This window comes from Paenibacillus sp. sgz302191, from assembly GCF_057749925.1.
The window spans coordinates 95,587-115,504 of record NZ_JBYLHY010000023.1 but is presented as its reverse complement, the minus strand read 5'-3'; the positions used below and the strand labels follow the sequence as shown (position 1 = coordinate 115,504).

Genomic DNA, 19,918 nt, shown 5'->3' with positions numbered 1-19,918 from the left:
GAAGGTTCAGTTTGTGAAAACTTCCCCTTAACACCTGTATGAATGCGGCTATCCGGCTCATTAGGCTTTAACGGGGGTCGTCCCTTTGGTAATCATGACCTCCAGGTTTTTCACGTTGCCGTTATACACGAGATCGATGTGACACAAGTTGCTCTTGTCGTCGATGATGTAGCTCATGTCGTCCCCGTCATGGATAATCGAATTCACGAAGCCTCGTGTGCCCAGCCACCTGCTCTTCTGGCTGTTCGGATTGTTGCTGAAAAACTTGACGATGTTGTCATGCTTGAAGTCCCCGGTCTGGAACCGCAAAATGCGCTCAATGTACGTGCTGACCAGCGTCTTGTACAGGGAGTCGAAGCCGTCTTCCGCCGAAGCAAGGCTTCTCGCCTTGTAGACGGTAATCCGCTTGATGTCTTTGCCCTGCAGCTGCGCGTTCTCGGAGGAAAATACGAAGCCGAAGTTTTTCCTGTTGATCGAATCCTTGATGTTGTTCGTAAAACCGGAAATTTCCTTCGCCATCGTCGTTATCGCTCTGAGACTGTTCTCTCCGGCTTCGATATCGAAGCGGACGCCCGGGAATTCCTTGCTCACGTTCTTGAACGCTTCGCGCAAGTATTCAGGGCACTGATAGGCCGCCACAATGCCGGCGCCTACATAAGCCGCACCGACATAGACTCCTTCGATCCACAGCTTGAGGACATCTTCCTTCTCCTTCGACAGCTTGACGCCCTCTTCGGTTTGCAGCATTTTGCTGTCTATGATTACGCCGGACTTATCCTTCGGTATAATCGTGAAGTTAGGCACGCACGGGACGGCAAACTCGCTGTAGTCTTTTCTGACCAGCACGCCGCATTTGTCGATATATTTATCGATGCCGGAAGTAGCCATGCTGTTGAACGTCGTTTCCTCGCCGGTTTCGAAGCTGAAGAAAACTTGCACTTTGTAATCTTTGATGACCTGCAGCAGCATGGACAAGGATTCCATCGTGTTGCCGTCCTGCTTGACCACCTTCTCGTTGCCCTTGAAGCGCTCTCTGCTGACCTTCGACGCCCCGGAGGACTCCAGCTGTACGGAAGGAACGATGCCGAACCAGATCGTATCGGAGAAATCGTTTTTCGAGTTGACCGTGTTCAGGTACGTTTCCAGCCTTGGAATGTTGCTGCTTTTTACGATCATGTCCAGCTTCGTGTTGGTAATGAGCAGCGACGGCTGCATGCCTTTGTTTTTGGTCGAATACTGGTCGAAGAACATTTTCACGCCCAATATTTTTTCCACCAGCGGCTTGACCGTTTTGACAAATTCGTCTTTAGCGTTTTTGTAAAATTCAAGATAGGTGTTGTAGTTCTGAACTTCCGTCTCGACATCGATCTGGCTTTGCACCGCAGGGAGCGGGCAGAAGGTCCGGACCACAAGATCCTTCACGTAAGAAGAAGGGGTGTCGGACACCGAGTCGTAATCGTCCTCAAACACGCCGATCAGCCCGTTTCCGCTGTTTTCGTCCATAACCATCAGCTGCATGTTGTCGCTTTTGGGCGCTTCGATAATTTTCAGTTCCCCGGTTTCCCCGATCATCAACTGGCCGATTTGAATGACTTCGGACTGATTCTCCTCCTGCGCGCTTCCAAGGAGCAGCCTTGTCTTGATGTCCTCGATCGCAAGCGGAAGCATCGCCATCACGTTGTTGTAATTTTTGCTCGCATCCTCGAACATGATGTTCAGCTTGTCGCCGAAATCGAGCTTTTTCGGATCGCCGTCATCCAATTTGTCGTACAAATCATACATGTAATGTATCTCTTTGCGCACCTGACGGATATCGTCCATCACTTTCTTCGGCGAAATCATATCAAGCAAGTTTTCAAATTTGAAATCCACATTGGTAATTCCCTGACTTCTTTTCGTGTCGATCAAGGTGAACAGCATTTTCAGAAAATCGTTCGTTTGGTCGATCTTGATTTCAGAGACACTGTCATCGGAAATGCCTTCCGGCTTTTTCAGCGTATACATGACCTTCTGATTGGCCGCATTAAAAAACGAATACACGCTGGGTGAAAATTTGTCCAAAAACTCGTCAAAGCTTTTGACAAGCAGATGCTGGTTGATCTCCTTGATCTTGTCGTCGCTCAGGCTGTCGATGCCCCGAACGTCCCCGACTATGGTCATGAGATCCAGCTTTTCCGGATTCATTTCCTCAAACAACATAGTTCGATTGGTCTGATTAATAATGTCCATTCTGATGTGTCAGCTATAACCATTCTCCCGGCAGCAGTGGCCTGCGAATCTTACAGCCTACTCCTTTCCAAATCGTTGTGGGAATAAGTCCTAGTCTTGGATTCATCATAGGCGATGTTGTTTTAATTTGTCAACATTGGAAAAATTAATGTATAATTTGTCGAATCCAGGACTTTTTCCCCATTATTATTTATTACCCATATGCTATATTCTGTAATAATATGTCCCTAGTGTTCCATATATTACCTTAACATGCTAAGTAATTCTGTGTATAATTTAACATTTTTGACGGCACTTGTTGGCAAAATGCCCAAAACCCTTGCGTGGAAAGGGTTTACTCATTTTAAATTTTTTGTTACAAAGAGGTGAACGAATGCTCGCTGCAAACAAAATCATCAAGATATGCCGGAAGGCGTGCTTCTTTGTATCCATCGCCGTCTTCTCGGCTCTGTCCGTCTGCCCGCCAGCCGGGACCGCCCTCGCCCAAAGCGATCCCGATGCGGATTTGGCGGCGATGTTCGTCATGGATACCAGCTATTCGATGAACGCTACCGATTCTGACCGCATCGCCGCCGAAGTCATTAAAATGTTTATGGATATGAGCGAAACCGAACGCACCCGCATCGGGTTTCTGGCTTACAATCATAAGGTTGTCGCCGAGCAGGCGCTGACTTTGCTTTCGACCGAGGAGCAAAAGACACAGCTGAAGAAAAAAATCGAGGCGCTGAAATTTTCCGGTTACACCGATCTCGGCTTGGGGCTCAGCAGGGGGGAGGAGCTTTTGACAAGCGGCAAAAATGGCTCCGCCCAGCCGTTTATGATTTTGCTGTCCGACGGAGGCACGGACTTTGGTCCTATATCCACAGGAAGAAGCGTGGAAGATTCCAATAGGGATGTGGAACGGGTCATCGAAAAGGCCCAGTCCGCAGGCTTCCCCATCTATACGATCGGCTTGAATCGCGACGGCTCGGTCAATGCGCCCCAGCTTGAGACGATTGCCGCCAAGACCGGCGGGGCCTCGTACATCACGGAAAGCGCCGCCGATCTGCCGGAAATTTTCAACAAAATTTTTGCCAAACAGATCCGTTCCGTGCTTGTCCCCGTCGCTGCCGTGACGGCAACCGGGGAGCTGCAGGAAGTGAGCGTCAGCATTCCGAACTCAAGCGTTAACGAGACGAACATCATTTTGCTTTCCGAGCATCCGATTGCGGAAACACAGCTGTACGCCAACGCGAACCGCATTCGTTTTTACAAATCCGCCAAATATTCGCTGATGAAAATGCCGCAGCCGCAAAAAGGCAGCTATCTGTTGAAGTTCAAGGGCAGTCCCGGCGATCTTGTGAAAATCAGCCTGCTGAATAATTACAGCCTGCAAGCCGGGGTGGACGTTCCGCAAGCCGTCAAAGGCATTCCGGCCGCCTTCTCGTCTTTTCTGAAGCGAACGGCCGGCGACGGTTCGAAGCTGGCGGATGCCGATGTCTATCAAGCTGTCAAATCCGAGCTGGTCGTCAAAGATTTGAGCACCGGGCAGGAAGAAAAAATCCCGATGAATCTGCAGGGCAACGGCTTCGCCGCCGATGCGACGTTCCGCCACTCCGGGAAATATCAGACCCGCGTTCTGCTCAGCGGACAGGACTTTTACCGGGAAACCGGGGTCAGCGAGCTGGAATTAACCAATACGCCTCCGGTGGCAACAGGGGACGGAACGGTTACGTTAACCAAGGAAAATGGCGCTGCAAAATTGAATCTTTCGAACTATTTCAAAGATGCCAATATGGATGAGTTGACCTATATCATCGATTCGGGAAGCACCGGCAAATCGGCCGCCTTCGCTTTGGAAAACAACGGCACCTTGGCCGTCACTCCTTTGCAAACCGGGACATCCACGGTAACGATTACCGCCAAAGATCCGGAGGGAGGCGCCGTCACTTCCGTCTTGAGCATCACTGTTCACTCCGTGTGGACCCGCTATTACATCGCCGGTGGAATCGCGCTTGCGGCCCTTCTGGCCGGCCTGCTGGTCTATCTGCTGCTTCGGCCGAAGCCCAAATTCGCCGGGCGAATTGAGGGCTATTTCCTCCATACGGCGAGCGGCAACGATATTCCCGTCAAATACTGGCCCTTGTCCTCATTCGAAAAGCAGCGGACGATCCGGCTCAGCGAGCTGTTCAGCAGCCTCGATATGAATGAGCCGCTGCCGGAATCGGAGCGTATCTTCATCGAACCCGGCAAGAACGGCACTCTCCTGTTCAAGCACAACACCCGCTGCACAGTGGAAAAAGGCAGGACACCGATCGCCAAAAATAAAAAAGAAACGATCCGTTACAACGACAAAGTCTACATTACCTTCGAGGACCGGCTCACGGAAATCGAGCTGCGCTACAAAGAAATAAAAACCAACGCCCTGTCATAAACGGGGGTTGGTTTTTTGGCGTTCTTTTCGTTTCAAGCGAAAATATTCGAGATACAGCGCTGCCTTGAGCAGCTTGATGGAAGGGCATCTTTTGCGGGCATGCACGGCAAGCCCCCACATCACGATCGCCGAAGACAACGGGTTCACTTCCCGGTTCACCCGCCTGACCGGCTCGATCCGGTCTTCCACTAACCGGCGGGATACGTCCAGGGGGACATTTCCGGTCATCACATAGTAGAGAAGCGACGCAAAACTGAACGTATCCGAGTATTTGCCCTGCCTGGCTTTCTCCGAATACAGCTCAAGAGCGGAAAATCCGGATGAGGTCACAATCGGATGACCGGAACGCCGATCGCCGTACACGGCTGAACCGAAATCCAGCAGCAGCGGCCTGCCGTCGTCCGTCACGATAATATTGCCCGGCTTGAGATCCCGGTGAATGACGCCGGCCGCATGAACGGCTTCGACGGCAGCGGCCAGCGGCAGCAGCGTTTTGTATATGGCGTCGGCTGCATACAACATTTTACCGTCTTTTAATCGGCGACCTAGAGTTTGCCCCCGGCAGAATTCCGTCACGAGATACATCGTTCCGTTCTCTTCGAACATGTCGGCAAAACCGACAATGTTCGGATGGCGCAGCTGCTGCAGAATGTGCCCCTCTCTTTGAAAAGCTTCCAGCAGCGCGCTCCATTTCGCCCGCAGCGACGGCTTTCGGCATACGGCTGTTTTGCCGTCGATATCCCGCAGTGCCAGCGGCTTCGGAAAAAACTCTTTGATCGCAAGCTCCTGCCCGCTTGCGGCATGATGAGCCAAATAAACAATCGTCAGCTCGCTGGAAGCTATGAGGCTGCCGATTTTGTAAGTATTGTTTAAAAGAGTATCCGGCCGAAGGCACTGGCCGTCGGCCGATTCGGTCACTGGCTGCATCAAGCTTGCTCCTCCGTTTCCGATTTCGACGAATGCAATAGAAAAATAGCTCCGACGGAAGAGTCCTAGAACGGCAACTCCGCATCCGCGACGAGCGGCTGCCCGGGTTCGGCCTTTCGCTGAGGCTTCGGTTTTGCTGCAGCGTTTACTGCAGACGCGACCATCGGCGTCTTTCTGCCAAATTTTTTCTCATAAAGCTCTCTCACCCATTCGCGTACGGGCGCTTTCCACATCTGTGTCTTGGACGGTATGTTTTTTATCAAGCTTTTGGGGTTCAGGCCCAGTTCCTTGGCCATCTGAATTTCTATACTGCTTAATCCGCACCGTTTCTTCGCATCCGCCCATAAGGCGTCTTTTGCCGCTTTGTTCATTGTGTTGTATCTCCTTTGTTGCTTATATAGTCTGACGCCAGCACGGGTGAACCTTTGCGCCGTTTCACGAAGAATATCTCGCTATCTTACCGATATTCCCCTAACTTTAACATAATTACAAAAAATTCGAATCTAGGCTAGAAAAACGGTTTTGGAATCAGACAGGAGTTTCAAAATACGTAGTGTTACGGTTAAATAATACCGAATGCTCACGCTCAAGAACGCGCCGTCGAGTTTCAATACACGTAGTGTTACGGTTAAATGCTGCTGGCGAAGCACACGAAAAACAAGCTCAAGTAGTTTCAATACACCTAGTGTTACGGTTAAATTGAAGCGGAAACCTGGATGATGGGGGGCATGTATCGTTTCAATACACCTAGTGTTACGGTTAAATGCTAATAAAATCAAGCTTTTTCAAATCATCCATAGCAAAATTCTACTACAGCCATAAGGATTTATCAATTTTTTCCCAACCGGAGATAGGGTTGGAGAATTTTACAGCTGAATCGCCCCCTAAGCCTTACGGCTCTAAGGCTCGCGCCATATATCGCGCTATTGCCGTTGGGAAAAAAGCTACAGCAGCATGGATTCCTGATTAATCGAAGACATAATCACTCGTCATTTTAAACAAAGCTACGAAATCAACGCTCTTATCGATTACCTTTTTCAGATCGTCTTTGAGCTTGATCAAATTAGATGGCGTGATCTCGCCGCGAAAGACCGACTTCTGAAACGGGACCAGGTATTGTTTGCATATTTTATATACTTTTCCTACACGTTTTTCCCCGATATTATACACCAAAATCACGTAGTTGTAATTTTTCCCTTTTGGCGCAATGACCAACTCACTTCCGCTCTTTTTGTAAGCGTCAAATCCCGCACACCTAGATAAAAGACGGGATTCATGAGATCATATGCGCAGCTCGACCCCGGCCGCTAAACTAACTGGCAGGATAAAGGTAAAAGACTGAGAATATTAACACTAAATTTTCAAGAGTTTCGGGTTAAATTCCCCCCCAAAAAGCAACGAATGGTGTCGATCGCTAAATTTCTTTATCAAGCACATGCTGCGATTTTTTAATTGTAAAACCAATTCGATTATAGAATTGGACGGCATCTGATCTAGTCTGATTGGTACGCACTCTAATTTTTGTGAATCCGGATTCTACTGCCCATTGCTCACATGCTTGTACTAATTGTTTGCCAATCCCATTTCCTCGATAGATACTGTCGACTACAAGTCCAACTATCTCAACAAATGGTGACGATTCGATTAAGAAACGTACATTAGCATGAATCCATCCGAACAAAACGTGGTTTGATTCCATCACATAAACAATATGATCGTTGTGGTTAGAGATATATTGGAGTCTCTCATTAAGTTGGGAGACATCCACTGGATAGCCCAATTGGCTTGAAAGTCTAGCGATCTCTTGGGAATCACTCAGAAACGCTTTTCTAATCAAAATAACAACACCCTCTCGATGAAAGATATCAGATTGAATTTTAGCATAGATGTGATATTTATGGTTGGGGAGAACAGTGCCACAATTGAGAAACGATAGTTCAATCTGCTGAAGGCAATCCCAAAAAAGAGTTCCATTTAAAATTTTCACAAATTTCAGACTATTTGAGCAAGGCTATTAGGGTTTCAATACACATAGTGTTACGGTTAAATAACACGACGACAACGACCCCGGTCAACTTTTCGATGTTTCAATACACCTAGTGTTACGGTTAAATTGATCCAGAGGGAAATATTATCTATCGTTATGGTCAGTTTCAATACACCTAGTGTTACGGTTAAATCTAGTACGATCACGCTCAACTGGACTTCTGTAGGGAGTTTCAATACACCTAGTGTTACGGTTAAATGCGCAAACAAGAACGGCGATCTTCTGGACGTTTTGAAGTTTCAATACACCTAGTGTTACGGTTAAATGCTAATAAAACCAAGCTTTTTCAAATCATCCATAGCCGAATTCTACTACAGCCATAAGGATTTATCAATTTTTTCCCAACCGGAGATAGGGTTGGAGAAGTTTACAGCTGAATCGCCCCCTAAGCCTTACGGCTCTAAGGTTCGCGCCATAAATCGCTCCATTGCCGGGGGAAAAAAGCTACAGTAGCATGGATTCCTGATTATGAAGACGGACTCCGATAACTTCTTCGTCGAAGACATAATCACCCGTCATTTTAAACAAAGCTACAAAATCAACGCTCTTATCGATTACCTTTTTCAGATCATCCTTGAGCTTGATCAAATTAGATGGTGTGATCTCACCGCGAAAGACCGACTTTTGAAACGGGACCAGATATTGCTTGCATATTTTGTACACTTTTCCTACACGTTTTTCCCCGATATCATACACCAAAATCACGTAGTTGTAATTTTTCCCTTTTGGCACAATGACCAACTCACTTCCGCTCTTTTTCCAGAAAGGCGTTCCTCCAGCGCCGTTATAAACACATCGCGGCCTGCTTCATTTAGCAGACAATAATTATATTTCTTGTCAAAATGCTTGCTGATTTGAATTTTACGGTTATTGACGACTTCAAAAATGGTGCGGAATACGATCAGTGGCTTGAACGGCTCGGCCAGATCGAGACTCAATGAAAACCTGCGGTCACTCGGCTCGTGCAGGAAGCTGATCGATTGATCTAAATGGGTATGATAGATTTGCGAAACGGTTTTTGTATACAAGATCATATTGCCAAAACTGATAAGCGCGTTCAATGGATTGTCCGGCGGGCGCTTCACTCTGCGGTTCATTACAAAATCTTCGGTAAAATCGAAGCAAATGTTTCATAAAGACCCCTCCTCAGCCGCATAAGCGCTGTGGTCGAACTTTTTAGCCCCTGTCATCTTATCTTCGATCATAAACCGTTCACCGTAAGGCACATAATACAGGCTTCCAATTCGCTCGCTGTACACCCCAGGTTCCCCTTGCCTACCCTTGCGCTCCGGTCCGTAGCTGTAGATAAAATAAGCCATTTTCTCCCGCGTTTGCGAGAGCCTGACTACACGTTCGGCATAGTCCAATTCCTTGTCAGCCATGAGATGCTTGAACTTTTCCCAGACCTGCTCGCCGTTCAGCGTCACAAGCTGGCCCGATTCATTCGTATAAACGATTTCATGGTCAATGAAAAGCGTATAGGTTTTATCGGTAATAAGTTTCATACGCTGTTCAATATCCGGATAATCCAGCTTTTGTACAGAGGCGAGGAGATTCGACCAATGCTTCAAGTTGCCTTGGGCACGCTGTTCGTTCAACCTGTTCATGCACAGGCGGTAAAAGCCGCTAAAATCCTTATTGAGCAGCATCTGTTGGTAATCACTCGAACGCAGGTCCAGCTCCGTGCGCCAATCGTCACGGTACACTTGTCCAGCCTCAAACATATTGAAAAAGTAAGCATGGCAATCCGTCCGCAAGCAAGATCGATTAATCCGTCCGAGAAATTGTTCCTCGCTGTCGAGTATCGAAATATCTTTGAACCCGACATCCATATCGATATCGACACCCGCTTCGATGACTTGTGTGGCGACCACGACCACATCGGGCAAAATAAATTCCCCGGCCGCATCCTTGCCCAATTTACTCAGAACCTGCTTCCGCAGCAGGTTGCTGTCGTCTCCCGTCAGTTCGAAAACAGGCGTGTCCCGCCCCCATTCACTCAGCCTATTATAGAAACTCCGCGCCGTTTTCTTGGTAATGAATTCGATCAGCAAGCGCGTCGGCTTCCCACGGGACTTCCGCTCATCCAGCACAGCCATCACTTCTTCAAGCAGCGTATCCTCGTCCATCTCTTTATGCTGCAGCAGCTCAAAATGCAGCTGCACCCGCTCGCGAAACAGCGGATGATGAAAATAAAGCTCACGCTCCGGCACCAGAGGGCAGGTCTTCGCAGCTCCGTCTTCCATCAATAGATCCAGCTGAGGCAGCGTCGCAGACATAATAATGATCCGAATATTCATCAGTTCGGCAAAAGCGTGCAGGAAATAGATGATTTCCTTCCAGATTTGGTTGCGGTAGCTTTGGATTTCATCGAGCACGATAACGCTGTTGCACAGATGTGTAAAAGCAAGATTCGACTCTCGCCCTATCCCGAACAAGTAATTGAAAAAGTTCACATGCGAGGTTAAGGTAAGCGGATATTGCAGCATTTGCCGCTGCATGAGTTCAACCCTGTAATCGAGCGGAATATCCGGCTCCTGCTCCCCATGCTCATTCGTCCGGGCCTTGTCGGCGTTCAGTTCACGCTCGGTCACAATCGGAGTTACCGAATTCACGACAGCCATGCGATAGCGCTCCTGCAAATCTGCGGGAAAAATCTGATCCAGCGTTTGCTTTATCTGCTCGATCAGCGTATTAAAAGGAAACACGTACACCAGCTTGTTGAGTCCAAGATCGCTATCCAGCAATTGCAGCGCCAGATTGAGCGACATGAACGTTTTCCCCGAGCCTGTAGGAGCCTCCAGACTGTAGATATATTCATTCCTGTACATCTTGAGCTGACGCTCGGTCTCCAGGAACAAGGATGCGCGCAGCCTATTGATTGGCGCGATATCTGCCGACCCGGGATCGCTGCGGTATGTCTGGACAGTATGATAATTAGCCGTCTGCCGATACTGCTCCAGCACGGGTCCAAGCGGGTAGTTTTGTCCGAAATAGCGAAACGGCAGTTCAACCCCGCTGTCATAAGCATGGGTGGCATAGAAGTCGCACGCCACCATCGTCGAGTACAGTAATTTGGTAATCACATAGAAAGGAAAGGGCGCATGCTTATCCATTAAGCGCTGCCCCCTTCGTTCGCTGATCTGATCATAAATTGGCCCGTTCGCCGTGTCGCCCGACGGGTTCAAAAGCTGCTCTTTGTACCTGTAATAATACAAATGGTCGGGATTGCGGACAAGCTGCTTGTGCAGCGTTTCGAGTTCTTCTTCAAAACGTGACAAACCGTCGCCATTCAGTTCTTCATTGCTGACCAAATAGGTATGATGCCGGGAAATGATATAAGCAAATACATACAGCACATGCCTTAGAAGCTTACGAACCGACCGGGTTCGCTTGTAGTCGCCGGCAAGCTCGATTTGCTCAATGTCAGGAAGATGAATATGCAGGTACAACAGGGCCGAGAGCAGCGCATGCTTCGAATCGCCGGACAGCATGCGCAGCTTCCCGATCCCCGGATTACGCATCCGCTTCATTTGGAACATCGGATTGAGCTTGCCGAGATCGTGCAAATAGATCGCCTGAGTGAACCATGTTTTGATCATTTCCTGAGCAGCAGGTTCAAGCGGCAAACCATCGATCCCCAACCGGTCGATTGCGCGTTCCACGGAAGTCGCCAAGCCATTCACTACATTTAGCTTCTCCATAAAAGCCAGCACCCGATTGGAATGGTCAAGAAGCGTTTCCGGAAGCGCCCCCGTTCCCTCCCTGGCCGTATGCGCCAGCAGCAGCGTCTCCGCCCCCTCTGCCAAATATGCGCGCAGTCCCATCGTTTGTCCCCCTGTCCCGCTCGTCGCCTATATAAAATAAATGATGCGATCCCCATCGCAAAATAGGTTCATCAGATCGCTTTCGCACAAATCATCCGCATCCACTTCCTGATTCGTCAGCACAAGTGCTTCATAAACGTATCCGTTATTCGCCTCATTCAAACCGACGGGCATAAATTCTTTGAAGAAGCTGAGCCGCTGCCCCGGCTTAGACTCTCCTTCCGCATCATAGCGGATATGCTCGGCGCGATGGAGCGAATCTATGAACCGGGGCCGGGTCGCCCCAATCATCTCGACAATCGCCGGCTCCCCGATCGATGCCGGATGATCGTTCTTGCCAAGATACGGCATATACACGCTTTGCAATCGCAGGAAGCTATCGGCCAGCCTATCGAAGATGCCGGAAGGCAATCCCTCGTCGTCACCCACATAGATGGTCCAATGCGGCTTTTCCAGCCATTGCTCCCGGACGTTCAGTACGCTGCCTTCTTCCTGGCTGGCATAGCCGACGGTATTGTTGAATATTTGAATCTTCTTGGCAAAATAACCGCGATCCCCATGCGGGACAATACCGATTCGGGCACGCCGAAATACCTCGTAAAACTCCGGAAACACCCTCAAAAGCTCCCCTTTCTTTCTGTTCGCAGACAACGTATAATTCTCGTCGTACTGCTCCATGTACCCGCCAAGCCCAAGCACTGCGCCTAACAGGCCAAACAAAGCGACTTTATGAATATGGCTGTAAGTAAAATAAGCATATACATTGACGTCCGGCTTTTTAAAAAATGCCGTCTCGCCTCTCAACTCAAATCGGAGCGCACGCATGGCATCCCCCTTAACGTTTAATTTCACATACCGCAGCACGCTGCCCTACAGCTCAGTCCTGCTGAACAGGTTGTAACGCCGCAGCCCCTCCGCATTCAGTCGAACCTCTGCAGCATAAGGATTCACATAAAGCTCGACACATTCAATCTGCTCCTGAATCGCAGCAAGCAGCGGGGAAATAGCGCTCAAATCGTATACGGTTCCGGGCAGCTCTCCCGCATGGCCGTCTTCTTTATAGACGCGAACATAAGAATCCAGGCTCGGTAAATACGTCCGGGCATTCTCTTTAAACACAATAAACAAACCAAACGCATTCTCACATCCGGCCTTACTATTCGTGTTCAGCGCCGTTGCCCCGGTTAGGGCGCCTTCTTTAAAAGCTTCGTACGCTTCCTCCGTATAACCTTCAAAACCGTCCATCCCCGGAAGTCCGATATATCCGTCATAGTGGGTCGGATTGACCGTGAGCGGATAAATGTAGTGCGCCTCGTTCACGGTTGTTTTTTTCCCGATCGTTGTGGCGTCTTTGTCTTCACTCTTCTCGTTGGAATTGCGGAAAGGCGAGAGAATATCCTGCACCTCGACGTTCGAATACGCATATTTATTAAAGCCCTGCCCGATCTGCACGGCTCCGGTCAAGCCCAGATTTTGCCCTTCAATCGCAAACGTCGCTCCGAAATTCATCACATCGATGCAAGAGAACAAACGCTTCAACACAGTCGTCGAATCCTTGGACACCTCTTCATTGAACAAATGCTGGTAGCGCTCTTTTAAATCGCGGGGCTGCATTTTCTCGCCCTCTTTACCCTTGCCCAGTTTGTACGAACGAATATACAGCACCTGCTCCCCCTGCTCCTGCCACAGCCGTTTGATACTGTACTTCAAAGCCTTATCGCTGCCAAAAATAATTCCATCGCTCGTAGTCTTGGGAAGCCCTGTAAAATCCGCATTCCAATTCGCCATCCTGCTCACTATGCCTACCAATCCGATTACCCGTTTTGACCGTTTTGCCATCGAAATTTCACTCCTCTTCCTTTTTCTCGTACATCAAATTAACCGCAAAAAGCCCCGCCAACAGCAGCTCGCGCGCATCTTCTTCACTGTCCTGCTCCGTTTCATAGCCTATGATCATCGCAAAAGCCGCATTAAACTTCCGATAATCCAGCAAAATTTTATGCTTATACAGCATGTAAGCTTCTTTCAGCCTGTTTTTCAGCTGCCTGCTGGTTCTAGCCCGCAAGAACGGCTCATACATATTTCCTTTCTTTTCCTTCGCCTCGGATTGACTTATTAAATACCGGGCCAGCTGCCCCGCCAAAAAGTAAAATTCCCCGTCATTTGCACAGCTTGCCACCGGTTCGTCTGCGGTCAATTTCGCACGCAGGGAAGCTAGGATATGCGGGATACGATCCGCCATGCTTCCGCCTCCTTCATTTCTCAATATTTTATCAATGGATAATCGCAAATTCATAGCATCAGCCAGATTTGTCCAACGCACCGATTCCACATAAAGCAGCTGTTCTTCCAGCAAGCGCAGCGTTACTTTGGCAAACATTCCGCGCAGCGTCAACGTCGTGCCTTTTGCAAACCAATCGTGAAAAGCTTGCCGGCTTTGCAGGAACAGAGCGGCCATCACGCTGGTAAATTCTTTCGTTTTTACATCGGGCTCGTTAAATAAGAACTGTCCGTTCATCCGTCCGCGGAAAAAATAGCTGCTGATCGTTTGCTGCAAAAGCTCGGCATTTTGAATCGGCTCATAATATTTCGGAAACCATGCTTGTTCCTCGCTCTGCTCCTTGTCCTTCACCCGCAGTTCAAGAACATTCAGCCATTCTACCTCCACATCGACCCCGGCCGGAAAAGGAACATTTTCGAAGCTGTACAGTTCGTTGTAGCCGCCATCCATGTACACATGAAACGTACCTTCAAGCCGCGTTCGATTGCCCTGCATAAAACCGGATTCATAGCCAAGTTTGTTCACTCTGTACTTGCGATAAGCCAAAGCCAGCCACTCGGTGGCTTCCTTCGCCAGCAAAGCTTGCCCCAGCGGAACGCGGTCGGGTGCTTCTACACGCATCGTTTTATGCTCCAAAAAAGGCTTCTTGCTATTCATCGTCATATCATAGCCCGGAAGCCCCACAAGCTCGCCGGCTACAATTTGGTTGTAATCATTGCTGTTATATACTTTGGGAATGAGATACAGGTCGAATTCGTAAGCATAGACTTGCTCGCAGGAAGGGGATTCTGAGTTGAGAGGATCATCGAGGGTGAAAAATAGCTTAACGTAATTTTTGAATGTTAGTGTCCGGATAAAATCCGCTAGCGGCTCGGCATTGTGCTCGTACCATTGCGTTACTTGTTCCAGCCATCGGCTGCGGACAGGACTTTCCAAATAGTTCAGCGCCCCGGCGTAAACGGTATCCTGAAAAAAGCTTATAGGGTCTTTATCGTTGTCTTTGCCCGGAAACAGTTCGTTCCACTTTTGCCGAATAGGCTCTGCGCTCACGGCATTCAAATATCTTTCAATATTTTCCGACATGCTGAATTTGGCATCCTTCTTCTCTCCCAGAAACACATCCCGCTTGACGAAAAGAGCGAACGGATTATTGCTGTGCACCTGCTTTTTGCCGTCGACAGCTTTATTCATATCGACCAGAGAACTCAAGTAATCCCTTTGCTTGAACCAGTTCAGCAAATCCGCTTTGGACGGTTCTTCCTCTTTGGCGCGAATGATCAGATGATTGTGCTCGAACAACGCGGATTGCTCCGCCCAGCTCTGTTCCGGGTTCAACCGAACATAAAGCCCTTCCTTCAGCTTATAATTGTTCTGGATAATATCAGGGAATTCGCGTTTCGCCATAGCAAAAGACGCTGCCAAATCTTTGATCATGCCATTCACCTCCTTTGCGCTGGAACGATTATTTAGCCAGGCAAAATCCGGCTCCTACGGAGCTTGATTTTTCTCCAACTCCGCTGCCCAATACAATCTGCGCCAATTTCTGCGAGAATGGATCGTCATGTACGAACAACCGCAACTTATTGCCAAGCAGCTTGCGGTCTTTGTAACGCAATGCGATGGGCTTACGGTTCTCTTTTAGTATGCCTTGAATAAATGATTGAACAGCCTGCCCCTCCGCGTGAGGGTCAAGGCTTCTCAACTTCTTCTCGGCGTTCGCATGGAGCTGCTGCCTCAAAAGCTCGATGCTATTCTCCTGCAGCCAAGGTTTATGCGCGATGGTCACGATAACGGGGGTGATGCTGATCATTTCCGTAATGTGCGCCAAACGCTTCGAGCGCTGCTCGCTGCTGATCAACTGAAAGTAGGCGTTCTCACGGCATTGCTGCAAACAGTTTCTCATACGGTTGATCGTATCCCGCAGAGGGCTGCGTACCGTCAGAATATAAACCCGGCCCTGCCGGTAAACCCCATCTTTCTCAATAGGATACAAGCTGCTGAATGCGAGATGTTTGTAATCCCTGTCATAATGGGTTTGCTTGAAGCCGTCATCCGACAACTGCGCCTGATGAAGCCAATGTCCGATGTGCTCCTGTATGTCCAGGTGATGTGAGGATTGTTTTAAAAGAAGCGTGATTCTAAGCTCTTCATACATCTTGCTTCACCTCTGTTTCTATAATTACCTGTTGAGATTTACTGTAAAATACTGTATACTTCTGGTAATAACCTTAACACACGCTACGTTAGTGTATTGAAATAATTACATTAACGCGTACCACGCTATATTCAACCGTAACGCTTATGCGTATTGCCCCCCTTTGATCAGTTCCTTTTTATGGCATAAAATTACAATATCATACAATGGTAAGATATGTAAATATCAAATTAAATTAAAACGTAAAATATTCTCAGAAAATGAAAAAGCAGCCTCGCGGCTGCCTTCTAAATTTGTTTTTGTTAATTGGGTCAGAGAGATAACTGGCCTTTCGGTAAAGCTTGCTCGGTAAGTCACAGCCGGCAACAGCGCGCAGAAAACCTGTCAAGATGCGTCTTTCAGCTCCTTGATGCTCTTGCTTCGCAATATTGCTGCAAATTTACAGGAATTCCCCCCTATGAGTCGCAATACCTGTGTAATCGACACATGAGCCGTTCATGAAACGGCTTGGCTAAACCGAAAAAAGGCAACGATAACTTTTTACAAGAACGCTGTTTCAATGAGCTTAGTATTACGGTTAAATTGAACACATGACTACAAAACACGTAGTGTTACGGTTAAATGGTCAACCCGATTTCCTTTCAATCGTCGAAAAGCAAAGTTTCAATACACGTAGTGTTACGGTTAAATATATTCTGAAAAGCTCGCTCCATGCGCCGAATGCATAGTTTCAATACACGTAGTGTTACGGTTAAATCGAATCTTCGGCTTCTCAAATGTTTGGCGTGCCGATGTTTCAATACACGTAGTGTTACGGTTAAATGGTTCTTGCTATCCATGACGATCCGGTCCCCAGGCTGTTTCAATACACGTAGTGTTACGGTTAAATGAGGAAAATATGAACATTGAAAAACTCGTCAGCAATTGTTTCAATACACGTAGTGTTACGGTTAAATGCTAATAAAATCAAGCTTTCTTAAATCATCCACATCCAAATTCTACTACAGCCATAAGGATTTATCAATTTTTTCCCAACCGGAGATAGTATTAGAGAAATTTACAGCTGAATTGCCCCTAAGTCTTACGGCTCTAAGGCTCGCGCTATATATCGCGCCATTGCCGGTTGGGAAAAAAACTCCGATAATTTCTTCGTCAGAGACATAATCACCCGTAATTTTAAACAAAGCTACAAAACATCTTTGAGCTCGATCAAATTAGATGATGTAATCTCACCGCGAAAGACCGACTTCTTTTTCAGCGTCTCCCATTGGTTGCAATAAAGGGACCGTCTTACTGCGAAGACGATTCCCCTTGCTTCTCAGCATCGTTCTGAACGGGCTCTGCGGGCTTCCTGCGGAACAGCCTTTTCACCAAAGAACCTATGGCTCCGATAGCGATCAGGGCGACGAACCAGAACTTTTTGACCAAAACGAGGAGTACACCGATCAGACCCACTTTTTTCGCTACCGCAAGCCCGGCTCCGCCCAAAATGAGCCCGGTCAGGCCGTACTCCGCCACCTTATCTTTCGCAGCGTCGAAATCCTCGTACCGCTCCCCCGTTTTGATCGCCAGCTTCGGCAAAATTTGCTCGTTCAATATTTTTTTGTCCTCTTCCCGGTGCTGCGGGTCGGAGACGAGAACGGCCGAGATCGTGCCTTTTCGCGTCAGCAGGCGGACGTTGTAGTTGAGCAGCTCTTCTTTGTTGTCATCCTCAGCCAGCAAGGACCAGGTCAAATTGTGCGTCTTGGCATCGTAAAACGGCTCAATATCCCAACCTTTCACATAAATACGCTCGCCCGCCTGCCGCTCCTTGTTCGCTTCCTCGGTTCCTTCTTTATAGCTCTTCAAAATCGCTTTGGCGTCGATCTTCTCTTTTTCAGCATCCTTGATGTGGCCGGTTTCTTCATATCGGAAAATCACGGCCCACGTTTGCTTTTCATCCACCGGAAAAATGCTGCCAAGTTCATTGCCCGTCGGCGTTTCGTGATTTTCTTTTTTCATTTTGATCGTGTCCGCCGCATTCAGAAATACAAAATCTTTGCCAAGATCGACCTCCGCCATGCTCTTCAAATCAACTTTTTTGCCGCCTTCAATCCAGTTGTAGGTCGTCTCCGCAGAGGCACTGCCACCGCCTGTCAAAACCATACAAAATGCCAAAACCAAACCAGCCAATCGTTTCTTCATGTTGTTGCCTCCAAAGTATGTAGTTTAAAAATTCTAACCAGGGCCTTAGTGCAGCAAAAATCGCAGTTTTCTGTAAAATAAATCATACACCAAGTGTAGGACAGGTCCTGAGTTGAACTGTCACATGTCCCAATGACCTATATTATCTTATTTCATAGAGTAATTCTGTGAGAATTTTAACATTTTTTCCGGTTGCTAAATTACTAGGCGCTCAAATCCCTTTCTACTAAAGGGTTTTACTTATTTTATAATTTTTTACAAAGAAGTGAATAAGTACTCGCCGAAAAAAGCATTCAGCGTTCCACTCTGCCAGATTAGCTAAAAGAAGGGCACTGCATGCAGCTCCCAGCGCGCGGTGTTGCACTGCATGACGGCGGTCGGTCGACCACATTTTGCCGTCAAAGATGGCGCAGCCGTTCATTAAGCGGCATGGCAAACCAAAAAGCCTGCGAAAGTGCAGGCTTTTTCGACGAAACCGCTTCGTTTAGCAGAAAAGCCTGCGATTGTGCAGGAATTATCGATGAAAATGAGTCTGGACCCGGTTGTTCGATGGAAAAACTGCACTTTTGCAGGAATTGTCCATTGCCAGCATCTCCAACGGGCAAAAGGATGCACTTTTGCAGGTTTTCCCCTCGCGCCAAGTGGATGAGCCCCTCTAGCAGGCAAATTGTTAAAATGCCTCGCATCACTCGGTTTCGCCGCTAAACCCGGGGTTCTCCTACCCCGCCCCGCCTGCCTGCGCCGCAACCGCCTCCCGCCGCAGCGCCGGCGGATCGTTCCACACTGTGCTCGGAATCTCGCGCCTTAGCACCGGCATGACGTCGGCCGCAAATCGCTCGACTTGCTCGCGCTGCTCCGCTTCGCTCAACCCGTCCACGCTGATGCTGAGCACTTGATGCCCGTACGCATCATGGTAATTCAGTATTTTCTCGATTACGCTTTCCGCGCTGCCGACCAACGACGGGCCGTTTTTGATGTTGTCCTCGAGGTCGATGAACGGCGATTGATTATGCTGCGCGGATGCCGTCGAATGAAAAGCGTCGTAATAGGGGCGAAATCGGCGGATCGCCTCCTCGTCGGTATTCGCCAGGTACAAGCTGCCGCAGCCCGCGCCGACGATCGCATTCCGGGGATCGTGCCCGTAGTAAGCCAAGCGTTCCCGGTAATGATCGATCAGGGCCTTATACTTGCTTTGAGGATGAAAGCTGTTGGATGAGAAAATCGGCTCGCCGTATTTGGCGGCAAGTTCGGTGGAAAGCGTGCTGGACGCGCTGCCGTGCCACACCGGGATCTGCTGCTGAAACGGACGCGGCTGCGTGGTCACGTTATCGAGCGGCGCCCGGTAGCGTCCCTGCCAGCTGACGTTTTCCTCATTCCACAGCCGCTTGAGAAGCGCATAGCGCTCGGCCAGAGATTCCCATTGCTCCTCCTCGGCAATGCCGAAAAGCGGATAATGGCGCGGATCGTTGCCTTTGCCGATGATCAGCTCCAGCCGCCCTCCCGAGAGGTGATCGAGCGTCGCGTAATCCTCGGCCACCCGAACCGGGTCGAGCACACTCAGAACCGTCACCGTAGTCAGCAAACGGATCCGGGAAGTTTTGGCTGCGACGGCCGTCAGGACGACCGGCGGCGCGGAGGACAGGAACGGCGCGCCGTGCCGTTCGCCGACGCCGTAAGCTTCAAAGCCGAGCTCCTCGGCAAGGACCGCCTGCTTCAGCACATTTTGAAATTTTTGCTGCGTCGTCAAAGTTTCCCCGGTCACAGCGTTCCGAATATTCATCATCAGACTGAACAGTGCGAATTTCATCTTTCGTATTCCTCCTCCAAAATGGCAGCGCTTGATCCATATTCAACT

Annotated in this window: 16 protein-coding genes and 1 CRISPR repeat array; of the genes, 1 reads left to right on the top strand and 15 read right to left on the bottom strand. The window is 48.8% G+C overall.

Annotation, left to right across the window (positions count from 1 at the left end):
• Window positions 1-60: 60 nt before the first annotated feature.
• On the bottom strand, window positions 61-2,229 hold the full coding sequence (locus AC3G2T_RS26980) for a transcriptional regulator (RefSeq protein WP_488437526.1): 2,169 nt from the start codon (window positions 2,227-2,229) through the stop codon (window positions 61-63).
• A 373-nt stretch (window positions 2,230-2,602) separates the two neighbouring features.
• Here AC3G2T_RS26980 and AC3G2T_RS26975 point away from each other — a divergent pair, with 373 nt between their 5' ends.
• Window positions 2,603-4,642: a VWA domain-containing protein gene (locus tag AC3G2T_RS26975; protein ID WP_488437525.1), complete on the top strand. Its 2,040-nt coding sequence runs from the start codon at window positions 2,603-2,605 to the stop codon at window positions 4,640-4,642.
• On the opposite strand, the gene AC3G2T_RS26970 is transcribed toward AC3G2T_RS26975, so the two are convergent.
• The 14 genes from AC3G2T_RS26970 to AC3G2T_RS26905 form a co-directional block, all read right to left on the bottom strand.
• Window positions 4,637-5,569 carry a serine/threonine protein kinase gene (locus AC3G2T_RS26970; protein ID WP_488437524.1) on the bottom strand — a complete coding sequence of 311 codons (933 nt, stop codon included), beginning with the start codon at window positions 5,567-5,569 and terminating at the stop codon, window positions 4,637-4,639. The two genes, AC3G2T_RS26975 and AC3G2T_RS26970, sit on opposite strands and share 6 nt — an antisense overlap.
• 65 nt (window positions 5,570-5,634) lie before the next feature.
• On the bottom strand, window positions 5,635-5,940 hold the full coding sequence (locus tag AC3G2T_RS26965) for a hypothetical protein (protein ID WP_474683631.1): 306 nt from the start codon (window positions 5,938-5,940) through the stop codon (window positions 5,635-5,637).
• Window positions 5,941-6,535: 595 nt separating this feature from the next.
• Entirely contained in the window at window positions 6,536-6,784 is a 249-nt protein-coding gene (gene cas2 / locus AC3G2T_RS26960; protein ID WP_474683630.1) for a CRISPR-associated endonuclease Cas2, read from the bottom strand.
• 199 nt (window positions 6,785-6,983) lie between these two features.
• Window positions 6,984-7,406 (bottom strand): GNAT family N-acetyltransferase, encoded by a 423-nt coding sequence (locus tag AC3G2T_RS26955; RefSeq protein ID WP_474683629.1) that lies wholly within the window; start codon window positions 7,404-7,406, stop codon window positions 6,984-6,986.
• A 181-nt stretch (window positions 7,407-7,587) separates the two neighbouring features.
• Window positions 7,588-7,882: a CRISPR direct-repeat array (repeat unit 30 nt; unit sequence GTTTCAATACACCTAGTGTTACGGTTAAAT).
• Between the two features lie 178 nt (window positions 7,883-8,060).
• A complete protein-coding gene (cas2, locus tag AC3G2T_RS26950) occupies window positions 8,061-8,348 on the bottom strand; it encodes a CRISPR-associated endonuclease Cas2 (protein ID WP_488437544.1) in 288 nt (95 codons plus the stop codon).
• Complete coding sequence (gene cas1, locus AC3G2T_RS26945) at window positions 8,318-8,713, bottom strand: CRISPR-associated endonuclease Cas1 (RefSeq protein WP_474683627.1); 396 nt, start codon at window positions 8,711-8,713, stop codon at window positions 8,318-8,320. The genes cas2 (AC3G2T_RS26950) and cas1 overlap by 31 nt, the downstream gene beginning before the upstream one ends.
• 33 nt (window positions 8,714-8,746) lie before the next feature.
• A complete protein-coding gene (gene cas3 / locus AC3G2T_RS26940; protein WP_474683626.1) occupies window positions 8,747-11,443 on the bottom strand; it encodes a CRISPR-associated helicase Cas3' in 2,697 nt (898 codons plus the stop codon).
• Between the two features lie 27 nt (window positions 11,444-11,470).
• Window positions 11,471-12,268 (bottom strand): type I-B CRISPR-associated protein Cas5b, encoded by a 798-nt coding sequence (cas5b, locus tag AC3G2T_RS26935; protein WP_474683625.1) that lies wholly within the window; start codon window positions 12,266-12,268, stop codon window positions 11,471-11,473.
• 45 nt (window positions 12,269-12,313) lie between these two features.
• Complete coding sequence (locus tag AC3G2T_RS26930; RefSeq protein ID WP_474683624.1) at window positions 12,314-13,282, bottom strand: type I CRISPR-associated protein Cas7; 969 nt, start codon at window positions 13,280-13,282, stop codon at window positions 12,314-12,316.
• A 7-nt stretch (window positions 13,283-13,289) separates the two neighbouring features.
• Window positions 13,290-15,158 carry a hypothetical protein gene (locus AC3G2T_RS26925; protein ID WP_474683623.1) on the bottom strand — a complete coding sequence of 623 codons (1,869 nt, stop codon included), beginning with the start codon at window positions 15,156-15,158 and terminating at the stop codon, window positions 13,290-13,292.
• A 28-nt stretch (window positions 15,159-15,186) separates the two neighbouring features.
• Window positions 15,187-15,879 (bottom strand): CRISPR-associated protein Cas6, encoded by a 693-nt coding sequence (locus tag AC3G2T_RS26920; RefSeq protein WP_488437523.1) that lies wholly within the window; start codon window positions 15,877-15,879, stop codon window positions 15,187-15,189.
• Between the two features lie 1,290 nt (window positions 15,880-17,169).
• On the bottom strand, window positions 17,170-18,063 hold the full coding sequence (locus AC3G2T_RS26915) for a DUF2167 domain-containing protein (protein WP_488437522.1): 894 nt from the start codon (window positions 18,061-18,063) through the stop codon (window positions 17,170-17,172).
• A gap of 398 nt (window positions 18,064-18,461) precedes the next feature.
• Window positions 18,462-18,704 (bottom strand): hypothetical protein, encoded by a 243-nt coding sequence (locus tag AC3G2T_RS26910; protein WP_488437521.1) that lies wholly within the window; start codon window positions 18,702-18,704, stop codon window positions 18,462-18,464.
• Window positions 18,705-18,781: 77 nt separating this feature from the next.
• Window positions 18,782-19,870 (bottom strand): LLM class flavin-dependent oxidoreductase, encoded by a 1,089-nt coding sequence (locus tag AC3G2T_RS26905; RefSeq protein WP_488437520.1) that lies wholly within the window; start codon window positions 19,868-19,870, stop codon window positions 18,782-18,784.
• Window positions 19,871-19,918: the final 48 nt, after the last annotated feature.